Source organism: Blautia sp. MCC283, from assembly GCF_018785565.1.
Classification (GTDB): Bacteria; Bacillota; Clostridia; order Lachnospirales; family Lachnospiraceae; genus Blautia_A.
The window spans coordinates 1-13130 of sequence record NZ_WQQB01000068.1 but is presented as its reverse complement, the minus strand read 5'-3'; the positions used below and the strand labels follow the sequence as shown (position 1 = coordinate 13130).

The following is a 13130-nucleotide window of genomic DNA, read 5'->3' as shown; positions in this document are numbered from 1 at the left end:
AAATGCAGAATTCGTGTTACTGCGAACAGCGCGAACAGCAACATTACCGGAATCCATGCATCAGGAGGAGGAATTTGACATGATCACATTGAAAGCAGAGAAGAGAAACCCAAATGTAAAGGCTAAAAAATTAAGACGTGAGGGTTACGTCACAGGAATTCTTAGTGGAAAAGAAATGAAAGAGCCGGTAGCACTTCAGTTTGACGCTGCCGAGGCTGCGAAATTCATTAAAGCAAATAAAGAAGGAACTCAGATTTATCTGGACATCGAAGGCGAAAAAGTAGATGCCCTGGTAAAGAATATCGATTATAATCCAATTGAGAAGCAGCTGATGGCTCTGGACTTCCAGGCACTGGTTGCCGGTGAAAAAGTATCCACAACCGTAGCTGTCAAACTGGAGCATACAGAACTGGTTCAGGGTATTGTTGAACAGGAGATGGAGGAAATCCACTATAAAGCAGATCCAGCCAACCTGCTGGATACCATCGTCATCGACTTCAATGGCTATCCTGCTGATGTCCGTGACATCCATGTAAAAGATCTCCCGATTCCGGAAGGCAAACAGGTTCATTTCATCACACCTGAGGATGCGGTTGTTGTTCACATCGGTGAGTACGAAGCTGCTCCTGAAGAAGACGAGGATGCTGAAGGCGCTGAGACAGAAGCGAAATAATTTTCAATATATACGATTTCAGGGGATTGCATTTAAGCAATCCCCTGATTTTTGTCTGTTATTTGTCTTCTACGTTATCTTCATGATTATATACATCCATATTTGATGTGACTACATCTTTATAGAGGGAATCCAGAGAATCATATCCATAATAACTCCAGTTATATCCCTTGCCTTCTACTTCCGTAGTTTCGCCTGGCGTTCTGTAATCCACAAGATCCAGCTGTAAGCCCTCGTCACTTAGCATCACATTGCTGTAGCTGATGTACCAGTAAATATCATCAGTAGTATCTGTATCACCATCTTCTTCGTCAGAATACTGGCTTCTTATCTCTGCCTTATATACCAGATACAAAATATTTCCATCACTGTCATTTTTGTCTGTCAGCAGATAATCTCCAAGATATGTAAGAGATTCCAGAGTAGATGTCTCATCCCAGTTTTGTCCCATATAAGAAGCGTAAACATCTTCTGCCTGCTTCTTTAAAGTTTTCATGGAATCATCGTCAATCTGATTCAGGCTCTTAAGTGGACATACAAGACCGGAAACTGTATATTCTTTCGCTGTCTCCTCCGGCACTTCACCATAATCCCGGGTCAGGCTTGCAACTCCTTCCTCGCTCAGTGTTACGGTAACTTTATCTCCATTACTTAGGCCCTCTGAAGGCTCATACTGAAAATAAGAATCATCCAGTTCATTTCCCTGATAAGTCATGGTAGCCGTGCCTTCCGGTTCCTGTCCTTCAAAATCCACAGATACATCGTCAAAAACATCAACTTTTTTCGCATCTTCAAGTCCGGAAACCTTTATGGTACCATCTTTATATTTGAGCTTATAATTCAGAGCTCCCTGAAGATCATCACTGACATTCCATGTATATGCCACCTTATCTCCGTTGGAAAAATAAGTTCCATCATTCTCGATACTTACACTTACGTTTCCTTCCAGAAAATTCATTGGAGAACGGTCATCCCATAAGAACCTTTCCAGCTTATTCAGGAGGTTTTTCTTTTTGTATGAAATTTTAGAGTCATACTTTTCCTCAAAAGAATCCCAGTCAACCTCTGCCGTGACTGATCCATATCCATTATAACCGCTGGTATTAATGGTCAGATATTTATTCAGATCTATTGTCCTGCCGTGACTGCGAACAGCTCCGATCAGTACGATCAGAACAACAATTCCTGCTACTGCTCCGATCAGAACCTTTCTGGGAAGCTGCATGATTTTATTTATAATGTCCTTTACCTGTTTCGGTATCTTATCATTGGATAATATTTTTTCTACATTTATATCTGAAAAATTTATCTTTGTGTTCTTTTCAGGGGTGTCTAACGGACTTCCACATTTGCAGCAAAATTTTGCGCCATCAACATTTTCTGCACCACACTTTTTGCAATTCATATTTCTCTCCTGTGCCAGTCAGACATATAAACGCATCCATATTCGCTGTCTGACTGATTGATTCGGTCAAAATTATTTTGTAAGATCCAGGTTTCTTCTTTCAAGTGATTTATTCTTTTCGTAATTTTCCGCATCAATGAACGCTTCTTCTTTGAAACCAAACATAGATGCAACAATGGTTCCAGGGAAGTTATTGATCGCTGTATTATATTCACGGATATTTCCGTTTACCAGCTGACGGGCTGCGGTGAGGTTCTTATCCAGCATTTCCGACTTTCTGGCAATCGCGGAATATTCTCCAATACTTTTCAGATCCGGATATTTCTGTCCGAGGAATAACAGTCTGTCAAGTTTGTCTTTTGCTGTCAGCTGTGCAATACCTTCGATTTCTTTCTGATAACCGTTTCTGGCAATATCGATCAGTTTATCCAGAGTTCTGTCCAATGCTTCACTCTGTACTCCAATATCAGATACTCCGTTTTTGATCATCTGCTGAAGCTCATTAAATTTGTTTCTTGTCATGATAACGTATACTGCGATCGCAGCGACAATAATTAAAAAATACATCATAGATCCTCCCTTTTCTTTTATTTATAAAGCAGATATTATTCTTATTCCGCTTTGTATTCATGTATTTACTTCCTGTATCAGGCAGATAAAATCATATGCATTCACTGCATGGCCAAATAACTGCTCCGCAGTTTATTCAGTTAAGCTTTGATAACAGGAGCGTACCAGTTCTTCCTGATGCTGTATCTGGCTGCAGGAATACTCAACTGCTCCAAATGCATTTACGATCGCATTTTCTGCATATACTGCAATATTTGCATCCGCACGCCCAAAAGCCTGCATCATCGTTATATGAAGTTTTCCCTGCCAGATATGGATTTCTCTCACTATATTATTTCCTGCTGCCTGCACGATAGCAAGCTGACAGGATGTCGATAAAAATTTCATGCATTCATGTTCTTTTTCCGGTAATGTAAGAACACCCATTTTTTTATTAAACTCTGTTGATGCAATATTCCTTTTCATATCAATGTACACATTATTTCCATTTGGATATTTCTGTGCTTTTTCTGCTTTATATCGCTCACCGGCAACTGTATCACTTAAGCAATAAATATCAATTGGGCCACATTCCACTCCCAGGTCTGCTTCAAAACATCCGTTTTTTATCATCAGACCATCAAATAAAATTTCACCATATTCATTGCCCCATACAATTTCATATTTCTGATATTGTTCCTGACAGAAACTGTTCAGTCTTTCCTGACATTCTTTTGCAATTTCATCCAGCTTTTCTTTATAAGTATCAATGAAATATTTTCCCAGTTTCTGCAGAATATAATGAATCAATGCATATACGATAAGTGCCTTTATGATCCAATACTTTCCACCGATCAGTAACAGACAGGCCAGCAGGATAGCCACATGTATGACCTTTTCAATTGGTCCGCTTAAGTCACTGTCATCCGGATCGTCTATGCCACCTATGATGAATACGTTTTTTCCAAAATACCGTATTCTTTCAAATGTTTTAAATAATGCCAGGTTTTTTGTATGTTCATCCTGTTTTCTCAGGACAAAATCTTTTAATTCACCGTTCATATGTATGTGTCCTTTATTCTGTCTACGGAAATCTTATCTGGCACATGTCGGGGGTTTGCAGGCAGGAGAATTCGCCCACCTCCAGTTAACCACCGACATTACACCAGATTTTATATTATTTCATATTAATTACATATAACTCAATGCAGTGCCTATCGTACTTCCCAGGAAAATAATGGAAAGAACAATGATCACAATCATAAAGCAGAAATAAGAACGGGCAAAATTCTTCAGGTTCTTATTCTTTGTTCCGCCAAACGAAAATACCAGAAGAAGGATAAATCCTACCAGCGGGATAGAAAACAGAAGTTCATATCCAAAATATCCCCACATGGAAATTGGCTGATATTCTTCCGGGATAGAAGCGGTGTTCGGTAACTGTGATCTGTTGAAATTACTGTTCTGATTGTAATTGCCTCCCTGGAATCCTCCGTTATTTCCTGCATAACCTCCGGTGCTTCCATTAAAGCCTGCTGTGTTTCCGCCGTAAGAATTATTTCCTCCGGCGCCATTGCTTCCGGCTGTACCGGAGCCTCCAAGTTTCGCTCCACATCCCTGGCAGAATGTAGAACTGTCCGGATTCTGAGTTCCACAATGTTTACATACCATAGTTTCTCTCTCCTTTTCTCTTTTTTAATGTATATGATTTTTTTATCATATCCTCTTCTGGCAGCTTTCCCTGTATGCTGCAATTCCCCGCCTGTTTTCCCCCCTTTCTGATTATTAGACGATTCAGGGAAGGGGAAGGTTTTAGGGAGATGAAAAAAATTTTTGTTTTTTATGAATAAAAAGTTATTGTTTCAACTTTTCCGTCTGTTACTTTAAGAACTACTCCAAGGTAACCTACAGATACACACGTTTGTATCGCAGATTCTTTTGTCCATGGGAAATAATCATCCTGCTCATTTCCATAATACTTTGTATCCGCTGTTAATTGAAACGTTTTCTGCCCGTACTCAACAAAATTCTCCTGCGTAAAATCTATTGGGATTTCATTTGACTTCACAAATGACGCATAAAATGTAAGCGTATCATTGTCCGCATTATATTCTACCTGTGTTGTTCCTGGTACATAATAACCACTATTGCCATCTGGGCCTCCTGTTTCACGACTCAGATTTGTTGAATAATACTCCGTACCCCCAGTCTCTTCCTGCGGTATCTCAATGGTTGGTATCGGGGTAAATGTCGGTGAGATGACTGCAGGCTGTACGGCGAAACAGTTCTGTAATATTACATTGTCTCGCTGGCTGTATGTCTGTGCATCCAGATCTGCTCCTCTGTTAAAATCCAGCAAATATGGGCCTGTTAATTCCTGCCCGCCATTCATCCCATAAACTTCAAGCTGATTCTCAATCTGCTGCATATCCGAATCTTTATTACCGGTATAAAAATCCCGTCCATTAATCTGGCATGTTCCATAAGTAGCTCCAAAACACCATCTGAGGTTACACTCCTGTACCATGTCGGTCTCTGACATTTTTATAAAAGTGTCCAGATAATCACTTGCCCCATGAGCCGGTGACCATCGTCCGGATCTGTATAAATAATAGGAACCTTCTTTTTTTCGCAGTTCAAGTTTCTCTTCAATGCTATCTTCATAGGTATTCAGATCTGTATCCGGGATCTCCAGTTCCTTCCTCAAGGTTACTTTTTGATCATCAATCCCATAAAGTTCCATATATAACGGTCGTTTTACATCTGTATAATTACTGCTGTTCTCATCTTTTTCCTTCGCCCTGGTCCGGATCAGAAGCAGTTCTTTATTTCCATTTCCTCCGAAATCTTCCATCGCAGCGCTTAACAGCAGATCATTTGCATAACCTGTATTGAAATCATAATCCGCCACATAACCATCCTGGATCACCTGAAGATTCTCATCTTCTACATATCCATCATAAAATGTCCGGTAAAGTTCTTCCTCTGAAAGCTTTTTCTCCTTTTTTTCAGAGGACTTCTCTTCCTTCTTACCGGTGGCTTTCACTGTCCTGGGTACTGCCTGGGTTACTTTTGGAGTTTCTTCAGCTTCCGTCGTTTTTTCTTTCTGAGTCTCTGCTGTTTCTTTTTCCTGCGTTTCCTCTTCCTGTTGATGAACAAATGGCAGTTTATCTATATTTCTTACAACTCCATAGGTGATACCGCCTGCCCCCAGAGAACCAGCCAGGATCACTGCCGCAATTTTCACCCCTGCATGTTTCGCAGCAGTTCCTGCTATGGTCCCTGTTGCCTTTGACGATGTCGAGGCCGCTGTATGTGCCGCATTGGATGCCCATCCGTTTGTATTTGACCCTGCAGCACCCGGACCAGGACTTCCTATCCCCGGTGGTCTCCCTGTTGATCCATCATATCCCGTTGGACCTGTTGAACTACGTCCGGTCTGTCCTGAACTTTCAGCACCTCCTGATAACCTGTTATTTGGATTTCTGCTATTATTTCCCCAACTATTTCCTGCAACCCCTGCCTGGAATGCAGTACGCCCGGATGCCTCCCGGAAATAAGATTGCATAATATCCGGCAGAGCTTTCTGCACCATTGGTTCTGCAGATACTTTGTCGGCTTTTCCAAGCAGATACAGGAAGAATACAAACGGTGCAACACTGTAAAGCTTCGTTCCACGTTTTTCCAGATCCATGACCTGCTCTTTTATTTTTTTTCGTCCATAGGACAGCCGGCTTTTTACAGTATTTTCACTGACTCCGAGAGTTTGCGCAATATCTTTTACAGACATCTCTTCGTAGTAAAACATACCGATAACCACTCGCTGATCTTCTGGCAGATGGTCCAGAATCTCCATTACAAGACGCTTCGCTTCCTGCTGATCCATAGCCATCTCAGGATTCAGCTCTGACCTGACATCCTCTATGGACTCCTCAAAAGGGATATCTTCTAGCTCTTCTCCACCGTATATATCTGTAAAAAACACCGGTTTTGATTTCTTCAGCCAATCTTTTGCAAGATTGTTGGCAATCATTTTCAGCCAGGGAATCAGTTTATCCGGATTCTGAAGCTGATTCAACCTGGTAAATGCCTTTACATATGTATCCTGCAGGATATCATAAACTGTATCTTCATCTTTGATTAAAACCCGTATCGTTTTATAAACTGCCGGACTGCTGATCTTATATATTTCTGTAAGCGCTTCCTGGTCATTCTCCCTCGCCTTCTGAACCAGGTAAGACATATTTCTTATGGTAGGACTTCCACATCTTCTGCAAAAATTTGCATCATCGGGAAGTTCCTGTCCACATTTCACGCACCTCATATTTCTCCTCCCGTTGTTCTTCCGTTCATTTTTATATGAAAAATTCTGTTTAACAAGTCCCCACCCACTGCTTGTTGCTTCTCACAACCCCGCAGGGGACTTACTTGATTTGGTTAAATGAAGCAAGTCTTATATGATATTATAAATATCTTACGAATTTACTTTTTTCATAATTGGGGTTTCTACAATTATGTCGTTTATATTGTCGAATATGCCTCATTTTTCTGTTTTATTGTCGTTTTTTCTTCTTTTCACGTACAATTTTAATATTGTTTTCGCTCAATTTCAATTGTTTTTTTCTTCTCCTCAAAATGACCATCACAATCACTGCTAACCCGCCAAGTACTGTTGTTCTTTTCCATTTCTTATTCATAAAAATGCTCCTTTTTCTGTTATAGTTATGGTTTTTAAGTATCTTCCCGGATTTTATCTTTTTACCTCCTTCACTTTATAGACGATCCGCATGATGTGCTGGTTTTAAGAAAAAAGAAATTTTTTGAAAAAAGCACATATCAGGGGAGAATCTTCCCTATATGTGCCTTTTGATTTTGAATTTAACTGCTGCCTGTTGCTTTTTGCATCCCCTCAGGGGCTTACTTGATTTAGTTAAAATCTTTATTCCTGACAAGGCTGTCTGTGCCACTGTATCCGTCCATACTATACGGATCTGCAGTATCGACAGCTATCAACGTTTCCGGATTGCTCAATTCCAAACGATAAGCAGGATTAAATCCGTGACCATTATTCTCCAGTCTGAAGAAATATCCATAATCTGTCTTTATAACCTCACTGATCGTTTCTTCGTCTGAAGGTTCTGTTGCTTCAGGTCCATATTCCTCTATTGCATTTCCTGAAATTATTTTTTTATAATGATACGGCACTCCGCCCTGGCTATACCACGTTCCTGCAATCAGATCCAGTCCCTCGGTTTCCTGCGAATCTCCACTCTGATCCTGCTGACTGCCACCAAGTTCCGAAACAGGAATTAATTTGATTTCTCTGTCAAAGGTTGTGTATTCTCCTGAGCCAACATCTGTGGTCGCAATGTTTTCCTCATTAAGTGCATTTCCGTTTTTGGTAAAACGATCTATTTTCTCGTATCCCATATGTCCAAACTGAGAATAAATTCCATTTCCGTCCGGTGCCGTATAAAGTCCTACATGGCTTCCGATACTTCCAATAGAAATTACATTTGTATCATTTTCCAAAGTGTAAACATCATTGATCCAGTCTGCCTCACAGGTTCCATGAGAAAATATCAGTTCCCGGATTCCATCCCCATCAATATCGTACAATGCTATCTCTGTAGTTCCAGCTGTATTTGTATTTGCACAGAGATTCTGGATAAAAGATGCATATTTGGCATATTCCGGCATATCCTGATAATTACTTGGATTTTCTGCCGGCACTGGTGTGGCCGTTGGTTCCGGTATGGCCGTTGGTTCTGGTGTGACTGCGGATTCTGTCTGTGGATTCTGGGCATTCTGCTGTGTTCCGTTTGAATCCGCAGACTTCTTTGTATTTGAAGTTTTATCTGCGTTGGATGCAGTATTTGAATCTGCTGAGTTCTTTGTGTCAGTCGTTTTTTCAGTTCCTGTTGTCGTTTTTGTACCCGATTTCTTCTCTGAACCGGAAGACGTTTTTCCTTTTGCAGAATCAGAAGTATCTTTAACTTTCTGCTCATGGACAAACGGCAAGGTATCCGCATTTCTCACAATACCATATGTAATACCTCCGGCACCCAGAGATCCTGCCAGAATCAGTGCCGCAATTTTAATTCCCGCAAATTTGGCTGCCGCACCACCTGCAGTTTTAGCAGTCCCAGCCTTTGCAGCAGCCCCGGCTGCTTTTCTGTCATTGCCGGCTGTGTTGGCTCCATTCCATCTTTTTCTCTCATTTCCTGATGCACCTGTATTACCCCAGTTATTTCTTTTATCTCCATATCCATCTGTACTGCTCTGCGGATTCCTTCTGTTTTCTGAAATACCTGTATCACTCCAGCTGTTTCCATTATCTCCGTATGCATCTGTGCGATTCCAGGAGTTACCCGCACTGCCTTCTGCACCGGTTCCTCCCTGAACATTTTGGCCATTTTGTAAATTACTGTCTGAATCGGGTTTTCCCCATGTAAGTTGTTTCCCGGATATTCCTCCAGAACAGGAATTCAGGATTCCCTGCAACGCATCTGGATCAAGCGGCTCTGCGGACACAGAATCCACTCTGCGAAGCAGATACAGGAAGAATACAAACGGCGCGACATTGTAAAGTTTGGTTCCATGCTTTTCCAGATCCAGGACCTGTTCTTTTATTTTTTTACGACCATAAGACAATCTGCTTTTAACCGTATTTTCACTGACTTCCAGTGCCGCCGCAATATCCTTTACCGGCATCTCTTCATAGTAAAACATACCGATCACGATTCGCTGATCTTCCGGAAGCTGATCCAGGATTTCCATTACCAGACGACGAACTTCTTTTTCATCCATAGACATTTCCGGATTCATATCAGAACGGACATCTTCTATTGATTCCTCGAAAGACACATTGTCCTCTTCTTCTGTACCGGAAATATCTGTAAAAAATACGGGTTTTGATTTTTTCAGCCAGTCTTTTGCCCGATTATTCGCGATCATTTTCAGCCACGGGATCAGTTTCTCTGCATCCTGCAGCTGATCAAGTCTGGTGAATGCTTTTACATAGGTATCCTGCAAAATATCATAAACAGTATCTTCATCTTTAATAAGTACTCTTATGGCTTTATACACTGCCGGACTGCTGATCTCATATATTTCCGCAAGCGCTTGCTGATCATTTGCCCTCGCCCGCTGAACCAGCCATGTCATATTGTTTCTGGTAGGACTTCCACAGTTCCTGCAAAAATTTGCATGATCTGGTATTTCACTTCCACATTTACTGCATCTCATTCTTCTTCCCCCGTTGTTTCCACTTCACTGTTTTCTTCTTTTGGTATGATGTTATTCTCATTTTCCCGCTGTGTCAACTGAAGGATTTTTCGAAACACAGTCCACAGTTTTTCCCAGGGAACCGGCATACTGTCAATCGTACAGGTAATCATTTTTCCAATGTCATGTTCTGTCATATCTTTTTCTCCCCTTTCTACTTTATAGACGATTCAGAGTTACTGCCGGTTTTATATTTTTATGGAAAATCAGTAACTTTAACGCCTTAAAAATCAGGCGAATATTCACGATCAAGTCCCCACTCACAGCTTATTGCTTTCCGCAATAGAGGCAGGGGACTTACTTGATTCGGTTGAAAAATCCACAATAGCCCTGGATATGTTTTGAACATATACACAGGGCTATCATTCATCTGTATTCTATTTTTCTTCGCACACTATGATAATTTCTGCCTTACCCGAAATTACCACTGTTTGAACCCGCAAAATTTACAGAATTTCGCATTTGCTTCTATTTCTGCACCACACTGAGGGCATTTTACAACCTTATCCTCTGTTTCCATGTACTGTTCTGCAGATTCTGGTGTATCATCTGTTTTTTCCTGCATTTTCGTCTGCTTTTCTGCAATTTCTTCTGTTTTTGCTACCGATTCCGCGGATTTTCTCTGTTCTTCCGCTATACGTTTCGCTTCTTCCCTTCTTGCTTCCTCTTTGCGCTTTGTTTCTTCTGCTTTTCTTGCTGCTTCCGCCTCGCGCTTTGCTTCTTCTGCTCTTCTTGCTTCTTCTGCCGCTTTTCTCGCTGCTTCCGCTTCCGCAATCATACTTTCCGGAACAGGCGTTCCGCATGAAATGCAGAATTTATGTCCATATGTAATCGGTTTTCCGCACTTTGCACAATAACCTATTATATCCTCTTTCATTGTTCTTTTTCGAATATTACCTGCTACGTTTCCCGCCATTTGTGACATTGTATTGGAAAAATGCCCTACTGTATCTGACATTTGCCCCATAGCATTATGTATATCCTTTTTTGAAAAAACATCCATTAAATCTGTCTGCATCTGTAAACGATTTATCAGTATTAACACTGTAAATATAAGAATCAAAAGCAATGCTATTATATTGATGACATACCATCCTGTTGTTTTAAACTGACACTGAGCATCCTCCGCAAACTTCTTTGCAGATGTTCTGAAAATGATCCATATAATAAGATCCAGCACTGTCATTCCACAAACAGCTGCTGACGTCTGTTTATCTGTAAACTTCTTTATAAAAAGAAACACTAATACAGCTACAGGCAGCAACAGACATAATGCAATAACAGGCTGTGGAGATACAAGTGTCTCACCATAACTTGAGATACCTTTTATTGCTGTTACTGCTGATACCTTTATCAGATCTGTATCTACACCCCAGTCTGAATCTGAACAGGAAACCATAAACATCGGACAAAAAAATAATATTACGCAACAAAATGTCAGTGTTCGTATTATATTTTTCACTGTAACAGATAGTTTCTTCTTTTCAGAAGAAATATTATTAATTTCATTCATTTTCATAATCTCCTTCTCTGATAATTTTAATGTTTAACCGAATTAAAGAAGTCCCCTGCGAGAGTTGCAAATATCCGCTTGACTAATAATGCCGGAACCCAGTTACAAAAGTTCCGGCATTATACAGCACTATCCGATTTTATTTAATCTTTACACTCTTGCAAGCTGAAGATTTCGCTGTCAAAACCTTGGAACCGGATTTACGGATAGAAACTACTTTATAATAGTATGTTTTTTTGCTGGTCAAAGATTTCTTGTCTGTATAATATGTCTTTCCTGTTACTGTTGCGATTTTTTTGTATCCACTCTTTGAATTTGTGCTTCGGTATACATAGTAACCGGTTGCATTGTTGGCTTTTCTCCAGTAAACTGTTGCCTGGCGCTTGCCGGCTTTGATTGAGGAGATTGTTGTTGCGATTGGTTTTACAATTGTGTTTGTTTTTACGGATGCCTTAATGTGGTAGATCTGACCTGTTGCAGAATTATAACCATCATTTTTAATTTCTATCATCAGATCTCCCGTACATTTGGGAATTGTCACTGTATCATTTGAATTAACCGTATACTCACCTAATGGTTTTCTGCTTTTACACTCAGCAAACGCTATTCTCCAGCTTCCCGGATGAGAAACACTGTCATCTATATCAAATTTCAATGAAACTTTATTTGTTCCGTTTAATTTCACGCGATAGTAGTCAGTATCATTGTTGCAATATATATTTCCTGTGTATTGTTTATTTACATATATATAATTGGGATCGCCATATTTTTTATTTCCCCAATAGTTCTCTGCCTCCCAGTCACTGGATTTTGTATAGCGAGTTATAAACATGTAATCATCTTTTTCGCTAGTATAACTATGTCGTATCTGTACATAATACTTTCCTGGTTTCCATCCATATTTTAATGTATTGAATGAATGACCAGACACACCATCTAATAATGTATGATTATCCGAATCTTTTAAGGTAATAGACCAGTTTGAATCATCATAAACATTATTCATCGTTGGTTTTATCTGAAACCATGTATAACCTCTTCCTGCTGGAATTGTAAACTGAAACCAGTCTTCATCAGAATATGTCATTTCTCCCGTTACCCAGGTATTTAAAGAAATTCTATTTGCAGTTCCAGGTCTGTTATTCGGTTCACTCTCTTCCAGCATTCCCGCCTGAACCTGCACTGCCGGATTGACAGTTGCTACACACAGTGCCATTGTTGCTCCTGCAAACAGAAGTTTTGTCAGTTTTGTAACTTTTTCTCTTAACATAATTTTTCTCTCCTTTGTTTTATTGATATAATTTTTTCATCATATTTTTGTTTACTCACTGTCGATACTTATTTCGGTGCCTTCTTATAGTTACTTTTACCCCCTTTCTACATTATAGACGATGTAAAAAGGAATTTGGTTTTAATATTTTTAAAAAATTTTTATTTTTTAACATAATGAAAAAAGAGCCGGAAAACTTTAATTTTAAAGTTCTACCGACTCATTAATAGCAGGGGATGAGAGAATCGAACTCCCACCAAAGGTTTTGGAGACCCCTATCATACCATTTGACCAATCCCCTATATACAAGAAAAAGTGGCTGTTGGCCACAAATTCTTTTACATTGTACTCTCAAAACTACATACATGCTTGTTGATGGTTAATCAAACTTCTTGAATCAATTCTTAACCTGCGTTTCTTGGTCAAGCCCTCA

At 40.0% G+C, this 13130-nt stretch carries 11 protein-coding genes and 1 tRNA gene; 1 reads left to right on the top strand and 11 read right to left on the bottom strand.

The window, feature by feature from the left end; translation table 11 throughout:
• The first annotated feature begins 79 nt into the window (after positions 1 to 79).
• On the top strand, positions 80 to 673 hold the full coding sequence (locus GPK81_RS15835; RefSeq protein WP_021975997.1) for a 50S ribosomal protein L25: 594 nt from the start codon (positions 80 to 82) through the stop codon (positions 671 to 673).
• A gap of 58 nt (positions 674 to 731) precedes the next feature.
• On the opposite strand, the gene GPK81_RS15830 is transcribed toward GPK81_RS15835, so the two are convergent.
• The 11 genes from GPK81_RS15830 to GPK81_RS15780 all read right to left on the bottom strand — a co-directional run bounded on the left by GPK81_RS15830 (position 732) and on the right by GPK81_RS15780 (position 12998).
• Complete coding sequence (locus GPK81_RS15830) at positions 732 to 2078, bottom strand: zinc ribbon domain-containing protein (RefSeq protein ID WP_215707333.1); 1347 nt, start codon at positions 2076 to 2078, stop codon at positions 732 to 734.
• Positions 2079 to 2150: 72 nt separating this feature from the next.
• Positions 2151 to 2648 (bottom strand): LemA family protein, encoded by a 498-nt coding sequence (locus tag GPK81_RS15825; RefSeq protein WP_118062520.1) that lies wholly within the window; start codon positions 2646 to 2648, stop codon positions 2151 to 2153.
• A gap of 132 nt (positions 2649 to 2780) precedes the next feature.
• Entirely contained in the window at positions 2781 to 3689 is a 909-nt protein-coding gene (locus GPK81_RS15820) for a hypothetical protein (RefSeq protein ID WP_215707332.1), read from the bottom strand.
• Between the two features lie 129 nt (positions 3690 to 3818).
• Positions 3819 to 4298: a zinc-ribbon domain-containing protein gene (locus GPK81_RS15815; protein WP_215707331.1), complete on the bottom strand. Its 480-nt coding sequence runs from the start codon at positions 4296 to 4298 to the stop codon at positions 3819 to 3821.
• A 169-nt stretch (positions 4299 to 4467) separates the two neighbouring features.
• Complete coding sequence (locus tag GPK81_RS15810; protein WP_215707330.1) at positions 4468 to 6951, bottom strand: sigma-70 family RNA polymerase sigma factor; 2484 nt, start codon at positions 6949 to 6951, stop codon at positions 4468 to 4470.
• Positions 6952 to 7180: 229 nt separating this feature from the next.
• On the bottom strand, positions 7181 to 7324 hold the full coding sequence (locus GPK81_RS15805) for a hypothetical protein (protein WP_021976375.1): 144 nt from the start codon (positions 7322 to 7324) through the stop codon (positions 7181 to 7183).
• Between the two features lie 229 nt (positions 7325 to 7553).
• A complete protein-coding gene (locus tag GPK81_RS15800) occupies positions 7554 to 9875 on the bottom strand; it encodes a sigma-70 family RNA polymerase sigma factor (protein ID WP_215707329.1) in 2322 nt (773 codons plus the stop codon).
• Positions 9872 to 10051, bottom strand: coding sequence for a hypothetical protein (locus GPK81_RS15795; RefSeq protein ID WP_215707328.1), 180 nt, complete (start codon positions 10049 to 10051; stop codon positions 9872 to 9874). The genes GPK81_RS15800 and GPK81_RS15795 overlap by 4 nt, the downstream gene beginning before the upstream one ends.
• A 284-nt stretch (positions 10052 to 10335) precedes the next feature.
• On the bottom strand, positions 10336 to 11427 hold the full coding sequence (locus GPK81_RS15790; RefSeq protein WP_215707327.1) for a zinc ribbon domain-containing protein: 1092 nt from the start codon (positions 11425 to 11427) through the stop codon (positions 10336 to 10338).
• 139 nt (positions 11428 to 11566) lie between these two features.
• Positions 11567 to 12697, bottom strand: coding sequence for a hypothetical protein (locus GPK81_RS15785; protein ID WP_215707326.1), 1131 nt, complete (start codon positions 12695 to 12697; stop codon positions 11567 to 11569).
• A gap of 230 nt (positions 12698 to 12927) precedes the next feature.
• Positions 12928 to 12998, bottom strand: a tRNA-Trp gene (locus GPK81_RS15780).
• Positions 12999 to 13130 lie beyond the last annotated feature (132 nt).

Excerpts from the sequence above, each read along its gene's own strand:
- GPK81_RS15810 (WP_215707330.1), bottom strand. The coding sequence starts at position 6,951 with ATGAGGTGCGTGAAATGTGGACAGGAACTTCCCGATGATGCAAATTTT.
- GPK81_RS15790 (WP_215707327.1), bottom strand. The coding sequence starts at position 11,427 with ATGAATGAAATTAATAATATTTCTTCTGAAAAGAAGAAACTATCTGTT.
- GPK81_RS15815 (WP_215707331.1), bottom strand. The coding sequence starts at position 4,298 with ATGGTATGTAAACATTGTGGAACTCAGAATCCGGACAGTTCTACATTC.
- GPK81_RS15820 (WP_215707332.1), bottom strand. The coding sequence starts at position 3,689 with ATGAACGGTGAATTAAAAGATTTTGTCCTGAGAAAACAGGATGAACAT.
- GPK81_RS15835 (WP_021975997.1), top strand. The coding sequence starts at position 80 with ATGATCACATTGAAAGCAGAGAAGAGAAACCCAAATGTAAAGGCTAAA.
- GPK81_RS15800 (WP_215707329.1), bottom strand. The coding sequence starts at position 9,875 with ATGAGATGCAGTAAATGTGGAAGTGAAATACCAGATCATGCAAATTTT.
- GPK81_RS15825 (WP_118062520.1), bottom strand. The coding sequence starts at position 2,648 with ATGATGTATTTTTTAATTATTGTCGCTGCGATCGCAGTATACGTTATC.
- GPK81_RS15795 (WP_215707328.1), bottom strand. The coding sequence starts at position 10,051 with ATGACAGAACATGACATTGGAAAAATGATTACCTGTACGATTGACAGT.
- GPK81_RS15785 (WP_215707326.1), bottom strand. The coding sequence starts at position 12,697 with ATGTTAAGAGAAAAAGTTACAAAACTGACAAAACTTCTGTTTGCAGGA.
- GPK81_RS15830 (WP_215707333.1), bottom strand. The coding sequence starts at position 2,078 with ATGAATTGCAAAAAGTGTGGTGCAGAAAATGTTGATGGCGCAAAATTT.
- GPK81_RS15805 (WP_021976375.1), bottom strand. The coding sequence starts at position 7,324 with ATGAATAAGAAATGGAAAAGAACAACAGTACTTGGCGGGTTAGCAGTG.